The following is a 17,608-nucleotide window of genomic DNA, read 5'->3' on the forward strand; positions in this document are numbered from 1 at the left end:
TCATGCCGGCCATGCTCAGGCCGATGAAGCCGATCGGTCCTACTGGAACGCCGTTTCCGAAAAGCTTCTGAGCTTGCGCGAATGCAACCGTTCCATCGGCATCTCGGCCAGCTTTTCCATCGCCCTGATGCCGATGGTCAAATGCTGTGCCACCTGCCGCTTGTAGAACTCGGTCGCCATGCCAGGCAGCTTCAATTCGCCATGCAGGGGCTTGTCGGAGACGCAAAGCAGGGTGCCGTAGGGCACGCGGAAACGGAAACCATTGGCTGCGATCGTCGCCGATTCCATGTCGAGCGCGATCGCTCGTGACTGCGACAGCCGCTGCACCGGCCCACGCTGGTCGCGCAGCTCCCAGTTGCGGTTGTCGATGGTGGCGACGGTGCCGGTGCGCATGATACGTTTGAGGTCGTAGCCGGAAAGGCCGGTGACTTCGGCGACCGCCTCTTGCAGCGCCACCTGGATTTCAGCCAGCGGCGGGATCGGCACCCAGACCGGAAGGTCATCGTCCAGAACATGGTCTTCCCGCACATAGGCGTGCGCCAGCACATAGTCGCCCAGCGCCTGGGTGTTGCGCAGGCCGGCGCAATGGCCGAGCATCACCCAGGCATGCGGCCTGAGCACCGCAATGTGGTCGGTGATAGTCTTGGCGTTGGAGGGGCCGACACCGATATTGACCATGGTGATGCCGCCATGGTTCGGCTTCTTCAGATGATAGGCCGGCATCTGCGGCAGGCGCGGCGGCGCCACCCCAGCGCCAGGCGCGTTTTGCCCAGCCTTGGTGACGACGTTTCCCGGCTCGACGAATTCGACATATCCGCCGCCGCCCTTCGCCATCAGCTCATGCGCACGGGCGACGAACTCGTCGATATAGAACTGGTAGTTGGTGAACAGCACGAAATTCTGGAAATGCTGGGGACTGGTCGCCGTGTAGTGCGACATCCGGTGCAGCGAATAGTCGATGCGTTGCGCCGTGAACGCCGCCAGTGGCCTGGCTTCGCCTAACGCCACTTCGAACGTGCCGTTGGCAATCTGGTCGTCGGTGCCGTCGAGATCCGGCACGTCGAACAGGTCACGGATCGGCCGCCTGATGCGCTCGGCTGCGGTGCCGTCGACATGGGAGCCTTCCAGGAACGCGAAATGCAGCGGGATGGGCGTCGTCGATTCCGAAACCGTGACTGGAACGCCGTGATTGCGCATGATCAGGCTAAGCTGTTCGGTGAGATAGCGTTCGAAAAGGGCAGGCTGGGTGATGGTGGTCGAGAAATGCCCAGGCGTCGGCATATGGCCGTATGCCTGCCGCGAGTCGATCTGGGTGAACGAAGTCGTGGTGACGCCGACCTCGGGATAGAAGGCCCGGTAGCGCTTGTTGTTGTCGCCGCCTGCAGCGAGCGCCGTAAACGAATCGCGCAGGAATTTGGTGTTGCGGTCGTAAAGGACCTGCAAGGCCGCGACGGCCTTTCCGGCATCATTGAAGCTCTGTCGGCCAAACGGCTCCGGCATCACGACTGAGTCTATGGCTTGGGGATAGATTCGCTTTTCCATGACCCAATATAGAGGCTTGGCCATGCGGTTGGGAGGGGTATGCCGCCTTGAACGCGGTCAAAACATCGTTTTTCTTTTTCAGTGATTTCGATGAAGGTCGATTGGGATTTCGATGAAGGTCGATTGGCTCTAACCACGCCGCAGGCTGATCAACAGCACAAAGCCGACGCCGTTCTTCTTCAACGCCGGCGCTTCGATCGTCGAGCCGGCATCGGCGCGCATCGAGGGCACGGCCAGAACCGGTGCCGAAAGCACGGCCAGGATAAGCGCCGCCCGAGGCAGGAGTCGAAGGGTTTTCAGGGCGTTGGCGACGATGCGGTTCATGGCTTTTGCTTTTGTCTCTCGAGGTCTTTGTCGGTTCAGGGGCGAAAATGGTTCACGCAACCGAACCGGCAGGAATTGGCCTGGTCCCGCGAGCGGGCCGGACGGCCTGCCTCGGCGACGAGGATGGCGAACAACATTCCGAACAGGCTCAGCAGCAGGCAGACGATGGTGAAGCGGCGAGCGAGCATTGCGTGGTGTCTCCTTAACACGCACGAAAATGCCCGAGCCCGACTGAACCGGCTCTGATGCCAGCGTTCATCTGCGGTTCAAATTCATTGACGAGTTGTTGAGTGCCCGCCGCCCACCGCGCCGTCGCCGGCCACGAGCGTCGCCGCAGTCTTGCTGCTGCCCCCGATCTTGCTGGTGACACGGACGAAGGACGCGCAAAAATTGCTGTTAAGTGCAGAAGGCGCGCGGCTCGCACGATCGATCCGTCCCAAACAGACGGCGAAAGCAAAAACGGGGCCTTCTCGGCCCCGTTTTCAAATTTGTGGCAGCGGAAACGATCAGAGCTTGTGCCAGGTCTGGCTCCTGCAGATCAGCCCGCCGAGCACGCAGCCGCTCATCTTGAGCGAGGCGCCTGAGACCGAGGCCTTGCCTGAATAGGTCTTGTCGGTCTCCGGGTCGGTTATGGTGCCCGTATATTTGTTGGCGCCGGACACCTTGAACGAACCGATGCGCTTGCCGGCAAACTTGCCTGATTTGAGCGTGATGGAAAATGCGCCGCCGCCGCCAGCAATGGCGGCAGTCGAACCGGCTTGCGTTTTCCAGTTGCCTTCGATCGGATCGCCCCAAGCCGTGCCGGCCATGATCAATGTGGCCGCAAGGGCCATGCTGATTTTGCGAAACATGTTTCCTCCCTGTGGGCTTCCGGTCGGATGTTCCGCCCGCCGGTCTGCCCTTTACGCAAACGTAAGCTAATCCACCTCCCGGCAAAACAAAAGCGGTGCCGCTGGGGAAGACTTCAGGATTTTCTGGCCGCCCGAGACGGTCTCGTCGGCGAAAAATGAAACGACGGGTATGCTGGCTTTGTCTCCCGTGGTTAGCGGAGTCTTGATTTGCGCCTCGCAAATTTTCGTCAAATTTAGCCCAAACCGGCGAAATTGCTGACTTTGCATCCTTAACGAATTCCCGCGTTTACCTCTTGTTTTAGCTTTGTTTTCCTCAAATTAAGCACGCCACTTAACGACGGATTCAAGCCTCCGGTTCATTCTCGAAAGCATCGAAAGAGCGGCCGCCCCAAGGGTTATCAACAGATACCAAGGGACAGAAGGAGGCAGCTCTCGGGAGCCTGACAGGGGCTAGAACAGGGGATTGAAATGGCACGTTTTGAAATGCCTGAAGCCGGCTTCGGCGCCATGGGGGCAACTGCCCAGGCCGACATTCTTTTCGAACTGGGCATGATGTATGCGACCGGCCGCGATTGCGAGACCGATGTCGTCGCCGCTCACAAATGGTTCAACATCGCCGCGATCAAGGGCTCGGTCCGCGCCGCGGAACTGCGCTCGGAATTATCGGCCGCCATGTCGAAGGTCGAGATCGCCAGGGCGCTGCGCGAAGCCCGCGAATGGATGACGATGCACTAAGTTGGCCCTGAGTTCATCGGGCCCTGAGTTCATTAGGCATTGAGATCACCGACAGGGACGCTTCAGGTCGAGGCCGCGCAAGACGGCCGGACCGGCAAGAACAAGGCCGCGCAAGACGGTCTCACCAACAATGACAAGAACGCGGCAGGCTGGATACGGCCAAGCTGCGCGACGGACAGGGAAGGCGAGCGGTTTTCGGGCGCGGGAGCGTTCGGGGATGGTTCGATCGACAAAAGCCGCGACCGGCCGGAACAAGGCCGGCGCGGCTTTTGCGTTTTCGGGACCATGATCCCAAAAAGTGGAAACCGGTTTTTGGAAAAAGATCATGGTCAAACAGAAACGTTGCAGGCCCAATCGAGTGCCGCCGATGCGTCTAGACAGGCTTGGCGAAGGGTGAAATTCTCCCGCCCACTCTGGAAGAGGCGCGGCCGGGGCGGCCGCGCGAGAGTGGAGGAATATCACCATGAAAAAGTTGGGTATTTTGAGCGCGGCCATAGTAGGCCTGATGATGAGTGCGCCGATTGCCTTCGCCGACGACATCACCTTTTCGGTGGTCGGACCGATGACCGGTCAGCTCGCCACCATCGGCGACCAGTTCAAGCAGGGCGCGCAAGCCGCCGCCGACGCGATCAACGCGGCCGGCGGTGTCGACGGCCGCCAGATCAAGCTCGACGTCCAGGATGACCAGTGTGATCCGAAACAGGCGGTTTCGGTCGCCAACCGCATCGTTGCCAACGGCGTCAAGTTCATCGATGGCCATGCCTGCTCGGGCTCGAGCATTCCGGCCTCGGCCGTCTACGCCGAAGCCGGCGCGCTGATGATGAGCCCGGCTTCGTCCAACCCGGTGCTGACCGACGCGGCGGCGAAAGCCGGCTGGCCGACGATCATGCGCCTCTATACGCGCGACGATGCCCAGGGCGCTTTCATCGGCCCGTGGATCGCCAAGAAATATGCCGGCAAGAACGTCGTCATCATGCACGACAAGAGCGCCTATGGGCAGGGCGTTGCCGACGCCGTCAAGGCAACGATGAACCAGAACGGTCTCAACGAGATCCTCTACGAGGGCATCAACGCCGGTGAAAAGGACTACGCGGCGCTTGTCACCAAGCTGAAGGACCTGAAGGCTGACGTCATCTATTTCGGCGGCTATCACCCCGAAGCCGGCCTCATCCTGCGCCAGTCGGCGGAACAGAACCTGAAGTATCAGTTGATCATGCCGGACTCGATTGCCACGCCGGAATTCTGGCAGGTTGCCGGTCCGGCCGGCGAAGGCACCATGTTCGTCTTCCCGTCGGATCCGCAGGCGAAGCCCGAAGCCAAAGAGGCCGTCGAAAAGATCAAGGCGGGCGGCTTCGTGCCCGAGGGCTTCACGCTGTTCTCCTATGCCGTGATCCAGGCCTTTGCCGAGGGCATCAAGCGCGCCGGCAGCGACGACCCGGCCAAGGTTGCCGAGGCATTGAAGAACGGCGAGCCGATCAGCACCGTCGTCGGCTCGGTCACTTTCGACGAAAAGGGCGACCTCAAGAACGTCAGCTACGACATCAACCAGTGGCACGACGGCAAATACGCGCCGATCCAGCCGTAACAATTGGCGTCGCCCGCGGTAAACGGAAATGGCCGGGTCAGACCCGGCCATTTTCGTTTGGGGGGCGCGTTTGTGGCGCATGTCGTCGACGTGGCCCTATGGATGAAGGGCAGCGGTCAGCCGTGAGCTTCCTCGGCAAAGCGAACCAGCACCGTCCCGTCGGTGACCTGCGCGCCCTCGACAGCGATTTCGGCGATCGTCCCGTCATGAGTAGCGGAAATGGTGTGCTCCATCTTCATCGCTTCCAGGATCAGCAGCGGCTGGCCCTTGATGACGACCTCGCCCTTGGCTGCACGCACCAGCTTGACCAGACCCGGCATCGGCGCCCGCAGGCTGTCTGAACCGGCGGCGATTTCGTCGGCCCTTGCCAACGGGTCCGGCACCGCGAAGCTGTAACCGACGGCGCCTTCGAACACGGTGACGTTGCCTGGCCAGCGGGCGAGGCGAGGGGCGGCGCGAAGATCAAGCGGATTGGCGCTGTCATAAGGCGGCTCCAGCGCCACTTGGAAGCGCCCGTCCGGCCGCATTACTGACACAAGCGCGACGATCTCGTCCTCGCCGTAGCGCAGCCGCGTGCGCCGCGGAACAGTGTGGAAATGCGCATAGCCGGCAAGCGACGACCACTGGTCGTTGGACGGCGCCTGAGCCCCGGCGCCGGATGCCGCAAATGCGGCTGCGGCGACGATCTCGGCGCTCGGCGGCGGGACTGCGGTCAGTGCTTGCTGATGCCTGCCGATCAAGCCGGTATCGACATCGCCTGCCGAAAAATCCGCGTCAGCGGCAAGAGCCGCGAGAAAGGCGGTGTTGACGGTCGAGCCGGCGATCTCGGTCTGCGAAAGGGCTATGCCCAGGGCTTCGAGCGCCGCCTGCCTGTTCTTGCCGTGCACGACGAGCTTAGCAATCATCGGGTCGTAGAAGGGCGAGATGACATCGCCCGCCCGCACACCGGTCTCGATCCGCATGCTGGCGCCCTCGGGCGCAGTATCCGGAAATTTCAGGTGATGCAGCGTGCCCGTCGCCGGCAAAAAACCCTTTGCCGCGTCCTCGGCATAGATGCGCGCCTCGAAGGCGTGACCGGAGAGCGTGATCTCGCTCTGCGTTTTCGGCAGCTTTTCGCCGGCGGCCACCCGCAACTGCCATTCGACCAAATCGGCTCCGGTGACCATTTCTGTGACGGGATGCTCGACCTGCAACCGGGTGTTCATTTCCATGAACCAGAAGCGGTCGGCCTTCAGCCCTTGCGAGGCGTCGACGATGAACTCGATCGTGCCGGCGCCGGAATAGTTGATCGCCTTGGCGGCCTTCACCGCCGCCTCCGTCATCGCCTTGCGCAATGCCGGTGTCATGCCGGGGGCGGGGGCTTCCTCGATCACCTTCTGGTGGCGGCGCTGCGCCGAGCAGTCGCGCTCGTAGAGATGCACGACATTGCCGAAGATATCGCCGAACACCTGGACCTCGATGTGGCGCGGCTTCTCGACATATTTCTCGACCAGCACGCGGTCGTCGCCGAAAGCGGCCTTGGCCTCGCGCCGCGCACCCGACAACGCCTCGGAAAAGTCGTCGGGATGTTCCACGCGCCGCATGCCCTTGCCGCCGCCACCGGCGCGCGCCTTGATCAGAACGGGATAGCCGATCTCGCGTGCCTTGGAGGCGAGCAGCACGATCTCCTGCGCCTCGCCGTGATAGCCGGGCACCACCGGCACCCCGGCCTTCTCCATCAGCCGCTTGGCCGCGTCCTTCAGCCCCATGGCGCGGATCGAGGCGGCCGACGGGCCGATGAAGACGAGCCCGGCCGCCGTCACCTGGTCGACGAAATCAGGGTTTTCCGACAGAAAACCGTAGCCGGGATGGATGGCTTCCGCGCCGGTGGCCAATGCCGCCGCGACAATTTTGTCGCCGCGCAGATAACTTTCGCCGACAGGCGAGGGACCGATATGCACAGCTTCGTCGGCCATCTCGACATGCAGGGCCCCGGCGTCGGCGTCGGAATAGACGGCAACGCTACGCACGCCCAACTTGCGTGCCGTGCGGATCACCCGGCAGGCGATCTCGCCGCGGTTGGCGATCAGGATTTTGGCGAACATGGGACCTCCAAAGCCAGAGCTTGCCGCCAACGGCGCGAATGCTCCTTCACGCGAGCTGTGGCAACACCCTGCTTTGCAGTCCAGCCATTGTCAAAGTATCGGTAAGCGAGGACCGCTTACTTGGAGGCTGCGACCTCGCACCCCCCGCCTGTCGTGACCTTATAACTGTTGCGGGTGGCCTGACAGGATTTCAATGCCAGCTCTTCGGCAGCTTTCTGTGATGGTGCATTCAAGCGCGAGCCGCAGATGATGTACAATGAAGTCACCCGCATGTATGGGGTGGTCGCATAGGCTGAATGGCCGCTGGCCGCTACATAGGCGTTGTAAGCCTTGGTGCACGGATCCTTCGCGTTCCGCGGCAAAAACGGGTGGAAACGGGTGTCGCCTTTGCTTCCCGCCAGCGATTCCGCCGCTCCGATGCCAGGTGCCGTGAGTATAAGAAATCCTGCAAGTATCGATGTGATTGTTCTCTGGACGTATCTCGATCTCATTTTTCCCCCTTGGAATGAACTGAGCCAACAGGCATTGCTACTTGGAGGCGGCGATGCTGCAGACTCCCGCTGTCGTGACCTTGTATTGCTTCCGGGCGGATTGGCAGTCCGTCAGGAGCCAGCGTCTCTGCAGCCTTTTGCGACGATGCATTCGCACGTGCGCAAACCACGAACTCGGTCGCCCAATTAAATGCAGTCGACGCATAGGCGGAATGGCTGCCAGTCGCCACATAGGCCTTGTATGCCTTCTGACAGCCTCCCGTTGAGCCGGGCGCGAAATACACAGGGTAGCGGCTGTCGCCTTTGCTCCCAGCCAGCGACTCAGCTGCGCCAACGCCAGGCGCCGCCAATATAAAGCAACCCTGCAAGTACCGACACAGTTGTTTTCTGAAAAAACTGCAGTCTCATCTTCGCCCAATCCCCATTGGTATTTGCAATGAGCAATAGCCGCGATTCTTTCGTCTGGCCAGATCGGTGAATGAAAATAAATCTGAAGACTATGAATGAATTTTCTTACCTATTGCGGATCACGCTCCGCCAATCAGCAACGCCTGCTGGTATAGTTCCGCCGTTTGCTGGTCGAAGCAGCAGAAAATGACAGTTTCCGGAACCGCGTTCTGGCCGATGAAGGCACTCACGGTGCCAGCGGCGATCTGCGTCGCCTGGTCCTTTGGATAGCGGTAGACACCGGTCGAGATCGCCGGAAATGCCACCGTCCGGCAACCCTTGGCGGCGGCGAGTTCGAGCGACCGGCGATAACAGGAGGCTAACAACTTGGCTTCGCCTTTGCCGCCGCCTTCCCAGACCGGACCAACCGTGTGGATGATAAAGCGTGCCGGCAGCCTGTAGCCCTTGGTGAGTTTCGCATCACCGACCTTGCAGCCATTGAGTGTTCGGCATTCGCCCAGAAGTTCAGGTCCGGCTGCCCGGTGAATAGCGCCATCAACGCCACCGCCGCCCAGAAGCGACGTATTGGCGGCATTGACGATGGCATCGACCGCTAGCTTCGTGATGTCGCCGATATGAACGCGAATTCTGTGGCCGATCTCGCTCATCGTCACATCCTGAACACGCCGAACCTTGTCTCCTCGATCTCGGCGTTGAGCGCCGCGGAAAGGCTAAGCGCCAGCACCTCGCGCGTCTTGGCCGGATCGATTATGCCGTCGTCCCAGAGGCGGGCTGACGAATAGAGCGGGTGGCCCTCATGCTCGTATTTCATCAGGATCGGCTTCTTGAATTTCGCCTCTTCCTCCGCGCTCCATTCGCCACCCTTGCGCTCGATGCCCTCGCGCTTGACGACCGCAAGCACGGTTGCCGCTTGCTCGCCGCCCATCACCGAAATGCGGGCATTAGGCCACATCCAAAGAAAACGCGGCGAATAGGCGCGTCCGCACATGCCGTAATTGCCGGCGCCGAACGAGCCGCCGATGATCATGGTCACCTTCGGCACGCGCGCCGTGGCGACGGCCATCACCAGCTTGGCGCCGTCCTTGGCGATGCCGCCGGCCTCGTATTTTCGCCCCACCATGAAACCAGTGATGTTCTGCAGGAAGATCAGCGGGATCTTGCGCTGGCAGCACAGCTCGATGAAATGCGCACCCTTCAGCGCGCTTTCGGAGAACAGCACGCCGTTGTTGGCGATGATGCCGACCGGCATGCCGTTGAGATGGGCAAAGCCAGTGACCAGCGTGGTGCCGTAATTCTGCTTGAACTCGTCGAACTCGGAGCCGTCGACGATGCGCGCGATCACTTCGCGCACGTCATAAGGCTGGCGCAGATCCGTCGGCACGATGCCGTAGAGCTCATCGGCTGCATGAAGCGGCGGAATCGGATCGCGAAGTGCCAGCCCGATCTCCTTCTTTCGATTCAGGTTCTTGACGATGCGGCGTGCGATCGCCAGCGCATGCTCGTCGTCCAGCGCATAGTGGTCGGCAACGCCGGAAAGCCGCGTGTGCACATCGGCGCCACCCAACTCCTCCGCGCTGACATCCTCGCCGGTGGCGGCCTTCACCAGCGGCGGGCCGCCGAGGAAGATGGTCGCCTGGTTGCGCACCATGATCGTCTCGTCCGACATCGCCGGCACATAGGCGCCGCCCGCCGTGCACGAACCCATGACGCAGGCGATCTGCGGTATGCCTGAAGCCGACATGTTGGCCTGATTGTAGAAGATGCGGCCGAAATGGTCGCGGTCGGGGAACACCTCGTCCTGGTTGGGCAGATTGGCGCCGCCGCTGTCGACCAGATAGACGCAAGGCAGTTTGTTTTGGAGCGCGATCTCCTGCGCGCGCAGATGCTTCTTCACCGTCAGCGGATAATAGGTGCCGCCCTTCACCGTGGCGTCGTTGACGACGACCATGACTTCGGTGCCTTCGACACGGCCGATGCCGGCGATGATGCCGGCTGATGAGATGTCTTCGCCATACATCGACCACGCCGCGAACTGGCCGATTTCAAGAAATGGCGAGCCGGTGTCGAGCAACTGGGCGAGGCGCTCGCGCGGCAAAAGCTTGCCGCGGCTCTGGTGGCGCTCACGCGCTTCGTCCGAGCCGCCACGCTCGACGGTTGCCGCCTTTTCCGCAATGTCAACGACCAGCGCCCGCATGCGCTCGGCATTGGCGCGGAAGGTGTCGGAGGCGGGCGAGATCTGCGAGGTGAGGGTGGTCATGGCGTTACCGGATCAGTTCGATCTTGCAGCCGATATCCAGGTCGCCCCAGTCGCGATCGGCGGTGACGGCAATGGCATTCTCGCAAATTGCCAGTGCGAGGCAGGCCCGGTCGCCCAACGACAAGCCGCGATGTCGCGTCAGCTCGCGAAGCTGCCCGGCTGCGATGCCCATCGCTTCGTCGAAGACGGCGACCGGCATGCCGAGGCTGGCGAGGTCGTCCGCGGCCTCCTCCATGCTGCGTCCTCTGTCGATCAGCTTGGCGATGATTTCGGCCGCATTGACGGAACTGCATTGTGCGTCCGGCGCGAAACCCAAGGCGATATCGGTGCCTTTCTCGTTGAGCAGGATCGCAAGCGCCGCGGAGCTGTCCATGACGTAGGGTTTCACTTCGCTCCCTTCCTCGCCGTTCCTTCGGCATGAAGCCGGTCCAAACGCTCATCGCTTCGGCGCTGTTCTTCGCGCCGCTCCTTGAGAAATTCGTCGACGACGCTTTCGCCCGGCTTTTTCAAAGCCGACAATTCCGCCTGGACGCGCCGCAGATTTTGGAGCCACGACCTTACCCGCAACTCGCCGTTCTCGACATGAAGGATCAAGTCCTCACCAGGCTTCACGCCCATTTCCTCGCGCATCGCTGCCGGGATAACGAAGCGTCCGCCTTCGCCAAGTTTCACGCGCTCGCGTTTCGCTGGAACCCGGAGCGGAGCCTTCCGAGATCCGGCCTCGAATTGCGTTTGCGGATTTTCGTCAAACCCAGCTTTTCTCGTTCCGCTCGCCATTGTCGCCTCGTTCCAGAAACGTGCCATATTTCGAATATATGGCACATTGTACTATAAATGGCAATTTTCAAGATAGTGCCACTATTTTCCCTCTGCCATGATTTCCCGCCCGATCAGCCAGCGGCGGATTTCGCTGGTGCCGGCGCCGATCTCGTAGAGCTTGGCGTCGCGCAAAAGCCGGCCGGTCGGATAGTCGTTGATGTACCCATTGCCGCCCAGTAGCTGGATGGCGTCGAGCGCCATCTGCGTCGCCTTCTCGGCTGCGAACAGCACGCAAGCGGCGGCGTCCTTGCGGCTCGTCTGGCCGCGGTCGCAGGCGGCGGCGACGGCATAGACGTAGGCGCGCGCGGCGTTCATCACCGTATACATGTCGGCGAGCTTGCCCTGCACCAGTTGGAACTCGCCGATGGGCTGGCCGAACTGCTTGCGTTCGTGCACGTAGGGGACGGCCACATCGAGGCACGCCGCCATCAGCCCTATCGGGCCGCCAGCGAGCACGGTGCGCTCGTAATCGAGGCCCGACATCAGCACTTCGACGCCGCGCCCTTCTTCATGCAGCACATTGTCGAACGGCACCTCGACATCCGAAAAAATCAGCTCGCCGGTGTTCGAGCCGCGCATGCCAAGCTTGTCGAGCTTTTGCGCGATGGAAAAGCCGGCCATCGATTTTTCGACAATGAAGGCGGTAATCCCGCGCGAACTGAGTTCCGGATCGGTCTTGGCATAGACGACCAATGTCTCGGCATCCGGGCCGTTGGTGATCCACATCTTGGTGCCGTTGAGCACGTAGTGGTCGTTGCGCTTTTCGGCGCGCAGCTTGAGCGACACGACGTCGGAGCCGGCGCCGGATTCCGACATCGCCAGCGCGCCGACCTTTTCGCCGCTGCACAGCGTAGGCAGATATTTTTCCTTCTGTGCCGGCGTCGCCCAACGATTGATCTGGTTGACGCAGAGGTTGGAATGGGCGCCGTAGGAGAGGCCGACCGAGGCCGAGGCACGCGAAATCTCCTCCATTGCGACCACATGGGCGAGATAGCCCATGCCGGTGCCGCCGAAATCCGGATCGGCGGTGACGCCGAGCAGGCCGAGCCCACCGAGCTCGGCCCACAGATGCGCCGGAAATTCATTCGAGCGGTCGATCTCGGCGGCGATCGGCGCGATCTTTTCCTGGGCGAAGCGCCGCACCAGGTCGCGCAGCGCCTCGATGTCTTCGTCAAGCCCGAAGTTGAGTGTGTGCGTGTACATGCCGTTCCTCCCGGCGCATGGCCCCGAAATCGAATTCGATTCCAATGCGCAAAATCAAAGTGCTACAGCGTCCTTTGCGCGTCCGAAGGCGCGCACGGCGCCGTAGGTCGTAGTCGCGCCATGGGCTGCCCCAACCAGGCGCATCGTCATTGAAAGATATGTGGCGGTTACCTCCGAGATCGATAGCCGCTCGCCTGGCCGGAACCAGACGATGACGCCGGTCATCATCTGGATCAGCGCCATGGCCGTCAGCCCTGTGTCTTCGACGCTGAAGACGCCGGCTTCTGCGCCGTCGCGCAGAATGGCGCGCAGCTCCTTTTCATAGGCCGTGCGCATGCGCAGGATCTGCGTCAGGCGGTCATGCGACAGGCTGCGCAACTCCATGTTCGAGACATGAGTGGAGTGGCGCCGCTGGATGTGGAAGGCGATGTGGTTTTCGACATAGGCGGCAAGCCGCGTCGCCGGATCGGTCGCGGCGGGGCGCGCCGCGTCCCACGCCTCGATCAGCCCTTCCATGTGCTCACGCATCAGCGTGAACAAGAGGTCTTCCTTGGTCGGGAAATAGCGGTAGAGCGCGGCCGCCTGCACACCGACCTCGGCGGCCAGCTGGCGCATCGACATCGCCTCGTAGCCAAGACGCGCGATCAGGCTGACCGCCGCCTCGCGGACCGCTGCTTCGGTCTTTTCCCCGTCGGAACCGGTCGTGCGCGCCATGGTCACCTCATCGAGAGGTGCAATAATAAAACGAACGTTCAATTAATTCAACGTCTGAATGCATTGCAGGATAAGGGATCGTGTTTTTTTGAATGGTTGACTAAGTCAAATAATATGGTGATGATCTGGGTGGAGAATTTCCTGAGAAGGAGCCCGACATGCCGGATGTGCGGAATGCGATGGTCACCGAAATCCGCCATTTCAACCGGTTTTACACCAGCTTGATCGGGCTGCTCGACGAGACCTTGATGCAGAGCGCCTACACGCTAACCGAGGCGCGGGTGCTGTTCGAGCTGGGTCACCGGGCGGGCGTCGGCGCTGCCAACCCGAGCGGCGAGGCAGGGTTTCTTGCGCAGGCATTCCATCTCGATCTTGGGCCGGCGGCGTCCTCGATTGCCGGCGAACTCCGGCTGGACCCGGCCTATGTCACGCGGATCCTCAGAAAATTCGCCGCCATGGGCCTGACCGAACTGCGTGCCGACCCGGGCGACCGGCGTCGGCGCATCCTGTCGCTGTCCGCGCGGGGAAACTCGGAGCTGGCCACGCTTCAGTCGGCGGCGGATCGCGATCTCACCCGGCTGACGGCTGGCCTGGCCGACAACGAAGCCGCCGAGCTTTCGCACATCTTGAAGCGGGTCATGTGCCTGCTCGGTGACGGGGGGAAATAGCGGCAGGCCGAAACGACGACTTTGCGATCCTCAGTTCCCCCGCGCCGCCGCCAGCGCACCGGGCAGCTCCTCGGCAAAGATGTCGAGCTCGTGGTCGAGGCCGACGCTGACCCGGATGCAGCGGTCGAGCACCGGCACCATCGGCTTGCGTATGAACACGTCACGCGACAGCAGCGCCTGCAGCACACTTAGCGCGAAGGCGCCGTCGCCGCCGCAGTCTATGGTGACGAAATTTGTCGCCGAGGGCAGCGGCTTCAGGCCGTTCGCCTCGGCTATCTCGGCGACGCGCCGGCGGCCGGCAGCGACCCGCGCCACCACGCTTTGGAGGTAGTCCTGATCGGCAAGCGCCTCGACGCCGGCGATTTGCGCCATGCGGCTGACGCCGTAATGGTTGCGGATCTTCTCGAAATCGCGGATCACCTGGGCGTCCGCCACCGCATAGCCGCAGCGTATGCCGGCCAATCCGTAGGCCTTCGAGAAGGTACGCATGCGGATGACGTTCGGCCTGGAGACATCGATCGGCGGCAGCGCCGAGGCCGGACCCAGCTCGCCATAGGCCTCGTCGAGCACCAGCATGGTGGTTTCTGGCAGGGCTTCGATGAAGCGGACGAGCTCGGCCGCCTCCCACCAGCTTCCCATCGGATTGTCTGGGTTCGAAAGATAGACCAGCGGCGCGTTTTCCTTGGCGACCGCAGCCAATAGGCCGTCCAGGCTTTCCCGGTCGTTCTCGTAGGGAACCGCGACCAGCCGGCCACCGACGCCGGCAATATGGAAGTTGAAGGTCGGATAGGCGCCGAGCGAGGTGACCACCGCATCGCCTGGCGCCACATACATGCGCGCCACGAGGCTGAGCAAACCGTCTATGCCTTCGCCGACAACCACGTTTTCGGCGCTGACGCCGAGATGCGCGGCGACGGCCACCTTCAAATCGTGATTGTCGGGGTCGCAATACATCCACATGTCGCGGGCGACACCGGCCATGCGGGCGATGACGCGCCGCGACGGCCCGAAACTGCTCTCATTGGCGCCGATGCGGGCGCGAAACGCGCGGCCGCGGTCCCGCTCCTGCGCCTCCGGGCCGACAAACGGCACCGTCGAAGGAAGCGCGCTGATGATTGGCGTGAGGGGAGGGCGCTGGCGCATGGCAAAGGCTCGTTCCAAAAGGGGCTTCTTGCTAGCGCGGCACAGTTGGCCGCGCAAGCTCCCCTTGGCTGCAACCAGCATGCTGGATTTTCCCCGCTCGTTTTGCTAGCGAGATATCATGAACAATCGACTCCCGCCTGCCTGGTCCAAGCACCTCAAGCCCGGCCCCGCGCCAAAAGCGAAGGCGCCGATACTGACGCCGATAGTGAATCAAGGAAACGCTCAATCGCGTGCGCAGGCCGACGACGCGCTGCTGAAACAGGCGTATATCCATCAGCAGGCAAAGCGCCTCGACGAGGCTCAGGACTTGTGCCTTCGAGTCCTGGCGCGCACACCAAACCATCCGCTCGCGTTGTACATCTTGGGGACCTTATATCTGGGTTATGATAATGAGATGGCCTTGCGATATTTCGCACGGGCGGTCGGCGAGGAACCTAAAAACGCCTATTACCACCTCAGCCTGGGCGAGGCCTATGTGAAGGTCAGCGAATATTCGCCAGCAATCAAGCATATGCAGTACGCCTTGAAACTGCAGCCTGACCTTATCGAGGCACTTTGTGCACTGGGGCGCGCTTACATAGCGTTTGACAAACCAGACATGGCATTGCCGCTCTACGAGAAGGCGCTGAAAATCAACCGCGACCATCCCAAGGTTCGAGCGGGTCTGGCCAGCGCGCTTAGCGGCCTGGGGCGCATGGATGAAGCCGCCGACTACCTGAAAGAAGCGATCGAACGTCGCATTGAGGTGCCGAGCGCCTACAACGACCTTGTACAGACGCGAAAGTTCACCGAAGAGCCTGAGGAACTCCAATTCATCCTTCGTGAACTCGCCAGCCCGAAGCTCCATCCAGCCGGCGCGCTGCAACTCCATTATGCCGCCGGCAAGGTGCTGAACGACCTCAAGCGCTATAGTGAGGCATTCGACCATTTCAACAAGGCGAAACAGGCCTCCGGCTACGAGTTCGATATCGACTTGTATCGTCGCTGGGTCGACTCGATGATTGAAATCTTCACGCCGGACTTTTTAGCTACCAGGGCCGGCTATGGAAATCCTTCCGAAGTGCCTGTGTTCGTGGTTGGCATGCCCCGCTCGGGGACGACGCTGACGGAGCAGATCTGCGCCAGCCATCCAGTTGTTCATGGTGCAGGGGAGCTTAGCAAATTAAGGCGGGTCGCGAATGCAATCGGCCTCAAAACCTCAGCGGCTGGGAATTTGAACCAGCCAATCATGTCGATCACGGAAGACCTGTCCAGAACCTTGGCCGAAGAGCACCTGTCCTATTTGCGGGAGCGGGCGCCTGCCGCGCTTCGCGTCGTCGATAAGGAGCCGCACAATTTTGAACTGATCGGCCTTATCGGCCTTCTCTTTCCCAACGCGCGCATCATTCATTGCCGTCGTGACGCCATCGACAATTGCGTCTCTTGCTTTGTCCTCAACTTCAGCGAGGGACACAGCTACAATACCGACCTGAAAACACTAGGCCTGTATTATCGCGAATATGACCGCCTGATGCGGCATTGGAACGAGGTTTTTCCGGGCCTGATCTTCGAAAATCGCTACGAAACGCTGGTGGAAGACCAGGAAGCGCAGTCGCGGCGCCTCATAGATTATCTCGGGCTCCCTTGGGATGACGCCTGCCTGCGCTTTTTCGACAGGGATGGTTCGGTCAACACGCCCAGTCGCTGGCAGGTTCGGCAACCGATTTACAAATCGTCCGTCAAGCGCTGGAAGAATTATGAAAACGAAATTCAGCCGCTGATACAGTCGCTGGGCGATCTTGCAGAGATTTGACTTGGTCGGCGGTCCACATTGCGTGGACCGCGAGGCTTTGGATCGCATAAGTTTGCTGCCAGCCGACCTTCAGCCGCCAATCCCCAACGATTAGCTAAATGCCACTATACCTTCTTCCCTCCCAAGCGAAGCGAACGCCTATCCTGTTCTCTCCAAGCGCTGCTGCGGTGCAGAATCTTTCGAGACGCTGGAGGGACAGCGCCCCCCCTCTGTCCTGCCGGACATCTCCCCCACGAGGGGGGAGATCGGCAGCTTCGCTGACAGAGCCTGTTCATCAACGTTGGACGTTGGCGAAAGCGGTGATGACGGCCGATCTCCCTCCTTGTGGGGGAGATGTCCGGCAGGACAGAGGGGGGCGCGAAGGATCGCTACGGCTTTCATTCTGAGCCGCTGCATTCTTCGGCTGATGTAACGGCGTGAATCCAGGGTCTCCGCGACGTCGCTTCGCTCCTGCTCCGCCTGGCGACGCCATGCATCACGCAATTTGACAGCCACGCCGATACGAAAAAACCCGGCGGTTGCCCGCCGGGTTCGACTTCAGTCAGACGCTGCTGATTAGAACGAGCGCTGGAAGCGGAGGAGGCCGCCAATGCTGTCTTCGTCGTCGGCATTGGTCCAGTTGGGTTCGTCGGGGTCGAACTCGCCGACGTGCACGTAGTCGACTTCGGCCGTGATCGTGAGGCCCGGAACGATGTCGTAGGCAATGTTGGCAGCGATGCCGAGGTTCTCGCCTTCGTCATACGACGCCTGGAGGTTGAACGAGGTCTTCTCGTTGAAGGTGTAGGTGCCACCGCCCCAGACTGCCCAGTTGCCGTCCCACAGCTTGTACATGCCACGGCCGCCTGCGGGGAATACCCAGGTATCGTCCGTGTAGTTGTCGTCGGTGCCGTAGCCGGCCATGATGAACAGCGACAGGTTCTCCATCGGCGTGATGTCGAGGCGAACCTTGCCGGCCACTTCTTCATAGTTGCTGTCGTAGGCGACGACGCCGG

At 61.4% G+C, this 17,608-nt stretch carries 18 protein-coding genes; 4 read left to right on the top strand and 14 right to left on the bottom strand.

Features of this window, described 5'->3' with window-relative positions:
- Positions 1–39 precede the first annotated feature (39 nt).
- The 4 genes from EOC94_RS06130 to EOC94_RS06140 form a co-directional block, all read right to left on the bottom strand.
- Entirely contained in the window at positions 40–1,500 is a 1,461-nt protein-coding gene (locus EOC94_RS06130; RefSeq protein ID WP_245329932.1) for an AMP nucleosidase, read from the bottom strand.
- 171 nt (positions 1,501–1,671) lie between these two features.
- Positions 1,672–1,866, bottom strand: a complete 195-nt coding sequence (locus tag EOC94_RS06135) for a hypothetical protein (RefSeq protein WP_095486571.1) — start codon at positions 1,864–1,866, stop codon at positions 1,672–1,674.
- A 35-nt stretch (positions 1,867–1,901) separates the two neighbouring features.
- The gene (locus EOC94_RS34050; RefSeq protein WP_164759165.1) at positions 1,902–2,054 is read right to left on the bottom strand and encodes a hypothetical protein; all 153 of its coding nucleotides are present in this window, start codon (positions 2,052–2,054) and stop codon (positions 1,902–1,904) included.
- A 318-nt stretch (positions 2,055–2,372) separates the two neighbouring features.
- A complete protein-coding gene (locus tag EOC94_RS06140) occupies positions 2,373–2,717 on the bottom strand; it encodes a DUF2147 domain-containing protein (RefSeq protein WP_127289149.1) in 345 nt (114 codons plus the stop codon).
- 468 nt (positions 2,718–3,185) lie between these two features.
- On the opposite strand from EOC94_RS06140, the gene EOC94_RS06145 reads away from it, so the two are divergent.
- A complete protein-coding gene (locus tag EOC94_RS06145) occupies positions 3,186–3,452 on the top strand; it encodes a sel1 repeat family protein (protein ID WP_027152750.1) in 267 nt (88 codons plus the stop codon).
- A 45-nt stretch (positions 3,453–3,497) separates the two neighbouring features.
- Here the strand turns inward: EOC94_RS06145 and EOC94_RS06150 are convergent, their stop codons facing one another.
- Positions 3,498–3,947: a hypothetical protein gene (locus tag EOC94_RS06150; RefSeq protein WP_127289151.1), complete on the bottom strand. Its 450-nt coding sequence runs from the start codon at positions 3,945–3,947 to the stop codon at positions 3,498–3,500.
- Between EOC94_RS06150 and EOC94_RS06155 the strand changes: the two genes are divergently transcribed.
- On the top strand, positions 3,916–5,037 hold the full coding sequence (locus tag EOC94_RS06155; RefSeq protein ID WP_095486574.1) for an ABC transporter substrate-binding protein: 1,122 nt from the start codon (positions 3,916–3,918) through the stop codon (positions 5,035–5,037). The genes EOC94_RS06150 and EOC94_RS06155 overlap by 32 nt on opposite strands.
- Positions 5,038–5,153: 116 nt before the next feature.
- On the opposite strand, the gene EOC94_RS06160 is transcribed toward EOC94_RS06155, so the two are convergent.
- The 7 genes from EOC94_RS06160 to EOC94_RS06200 form a co-directional block, all read right to left on the bottom strand.
- Positions 5,154–7,121: an acetyl/propionyl/methylcrotonyl-CoA carboxylase subunit alpha gene (locus EOC94_RS06160; protein ID WP_127289153.1), complete on the bottom strand. Its 1,968-nt coding sequence runs from the start codon at positions 7,119–7,121 to the stop codon at positions 5,154–5,156.
- A gap of 1,018 nt (positions 7,122–8,139) precedes the next feature.
- Entirely contained in the window at positions 8,140–8,667 is a 528-nt protein-coding gene (locus EOC94_RS06175; protein ID WP_127289155.1) for an O-acetyl-ADP-ribose deacetylase, read from the bottom strand.
- 2 nt (positions 8,668–8,669) lie between these two features.
- Positions 8,670–10,277, bottom strand: a complete 1,608-nt coding sequence (locus EOC94_RS06180) for a carboxyl transferase domain-containing protein (RefSeq protein WP_127289157.1) — start codon at positions 10,275–10,277, stop codon at positions 8,670–8,672.
- A gap of 4 nt (positions 10,278–10,281) precedes the next feature.
- Positions 10,282–10,665, bottom strand: a complete 384-nt coding sequence (locus tag EOC94_RS06185) for a type II toxin-antitoxin system VapC family toxin (protein ID WP_095486578.1) — start codon at positions 10,663–10,665, stop codon at positions 10,282–10,284.
- Positions 10,662–10,949 (bottom strand): AbrB/MazE/SpoVT family DNA-binding domain-containing protein, encoded by a 288-nt coding sequence (locus tag EOC94_RS06190; protein ID WP_245329935.1) that lies wholly within the window; start codon positions 10,947–10,949, stop codon positions 10,662–10,664. Before EOC94_RS06190 ends, EOC94_RS06185 begins: the two co-directional genes overlap by 4 nt.
- A gap of 186 nt (positions 10,950–11,135) precedes the next feature.
- Positions 11,136–12,299, bottom strand: a complete 1,164-nt coding sequence (locus tag EOC94_RS06195; RefSeq protein WP_127289159.1) for an isovaleryl-CoA dehydrogenase — start codon at positions 12,297–12,299, stop codon at positions 11,136–11,138.
- A gap of 54 nt (positions 12,300–12,353) precedes the next feature.
- Positions 12,354–13,013, bottom strand: coding sequence for a TetR/AcrR family transcriptional regulator (locus tag EOC94_RS06200; protein WP_127289161.1), 660 nt, complete (start codon positions 13,011–13,013; stop codon positions 12,354–12,356).
- 179 nt (positions 13,014–13,192) lie between these two features.
- Between EOC94_RS06200 and EOC94_RS06205 the strand changes: the two genes are divergently transcribed.
- Positions 13,193–13,681, top strand: a complete 489-nt coding sequence (locus tag EOC94_RS06205) for a MarR family winged helix-turn-helix transcriptional regulator (RefSeq protein ID WP_245465502.1) — start codon at positions 13,193–13,195, stop codon at positions 13,679–13,681.
- A 30-nt stretch (positions 13,682–13,711) separates the two neighbouring features.
- Here the strand turns inward: EOC94_RS06205 and EOC94_RS06210 are convergent, their stop codons facing one another.
- Entirely contained in the window at positions 13,712–14,824 is a 1,113-nt protein-coding gene (locus tag EOC94_RS06210) for a pyridoxal phosphate-dependent aminotransferase (RefSeq protein ID WP_127289165.1), read from the bottom strand.
- A gap of 118 nt (positions 14,825–14,942) precedes the next feature.
- On the opposite strand from EOC94_RS06210, the gene EOC94_RS06215 reads away from it, so the two are divergent.
- Positions 14,943–16,616, top strand: a complete 1,674-nt coding sequence (locus EOC94_RS06215; protein WP_127289167.1) for a tetratricopeptide repeat-containing sulfotransferase family protein — start codon at positions 14,943–14,945, stop codon at positions 16,614–16,616.
- Positions 16,617–17,171: 555 nt separating this feature from the next.
- Here EOC94_RS06215 and EOC94_RS06225 read toward each other — a convergent pair.
- Positions 17,172–17,608 (bottom strand): porin (locus tag EOC94_RS06225; protein WP_185928174.1); only part of this gene is annotated, 437 nt, incomplete at its 5' end.

Origin of the sequence: Mesorhizobium sp. M6A.T.Ce.TU.016.01.1.1, from assembly GCF_003997065.1 — a bacterium.
GTDB lineage: Bacteria > Pseudomonadota > Alphaproteobacteria > Rhizobiales > Rhizobiaceae > Mesorhizobium > Mesorhizobium mediterraneum.

What these genes read in the sequence shown, in the direction of transcription:
- EOC94_RS06130 (WP_245329932.1), bottom strand. Translation starts at nt 1,500, where the DNA reads ATGCCGGAGCCGTTTGGCCGACAGAGCTTCAATGATGCCGGAAAGGCC.
- EOC94_RS06135 (WP_095486571.1), bottom strand. Translation starts at nt 1,866, where the DNA reads ATGAACCGCATCGTCGCCAACGCCCTGAAAACCCTTCGACTCCTGCCT.
- EOC94_RS34050 (WP_164759165.1), bottom strand. Translation starts at nt 2,054, where the DNA reads ATGCTCGCTCGCCGCTTCACCATCGTCTGCCTGCTGCTGAGCCTGTTC.
- EOC94_RS06140 (WP_127289149.1), bottom strand. Translation starts at nt 2,717, where the DNA reads ATGTTTCGCAAAATCAGCATGGCCCTTGCGGCCACATTGATCATGGCC.
- EOC94_RS06145 (WP_027152750.1), top strand. Translation starts at nt 3,186, where the DNA reads ATGGCACGTTTTGAAATGCCTGAAGCCGGCTTCGGCGCCATGGGGGCA.
- EOC94_RS06155 (WP_095486574.1), top strand. Translation starts at nt 3,916, where the DNA reads ATGAAAAAGTTGGGTATTTTGAGCGCGGCCATAGTAGGCCTGATGATG.
- EOC94_RS06150 (WP_127289151.1), bottom strand. Translation starts at nt 3,947, where the DNA reads ATGGCCGCGCTCAAAATACCCAACTTTTTCATGGTGATATTCCTCCAC.
- EOC94_RS06160 (WP_127289153.1), bottom strand. Translation starts at nt 7,121, where the DNA reads ATGTTCGCCAAAATCCTGATCGCCAACCGCGGCGAGATCGCCTGCCGG.
- EOC94_RS06175 (WP_127289155.1), bottom strand. Translation starts at nt 8,667, where the DNA reads ATGAGCGAGATCGGCCACAGAATTCGCGTTCATATCGGCGACATCACG.
- EOC94_RS06180 (WP_127289157.1), bottom strand. Translation starts at nt 10,277, where the DNA reads ATGACCACCCTCACCTCGCAGATCTCGCCCGCCTCCGACACCTTCCGC.
- EOC94_RS06195 (WP_127289159.1), bottom strand. Translation starts at nt 12,299, where the DNA reads ATGTACACGCACACACTCAACTTCGGGCTTGACGAAGACATCGAGGCG.
- EOC94_RS06200 (WP_127289161.1), bottom strand. Translation starts at nt 13,013, where the DNA reads ATGGCGCGCACGACCGGTTCCGACGGGGAAAAGACCGAAGCAGCGGTC.
- EOC94_RS06205 (WP_245465502.1), top strand. Translation starts at nt 13,193, where the DNA reads ATGGTCACCGAAATCCGCCATTTCAACCGGTTTTACACCAGCTTGATC.
- EOC94_RS06210 (WP_127289165.1), bottom strand. Translation starts at nt 14,824, where the DNA reads ATGCGCCAGCGCCCTCCCCTCACGCCAATCATCAGCGCGCTTCCTTCG.
- EOC94_RS06215 (WP_127289167.1), top strand. Translation starts at nt 14,943, where the DNA reads ATGAACAATCGACTCCCGCCTGCCTGGTCCAAGCACCTCAAGCCCGGC.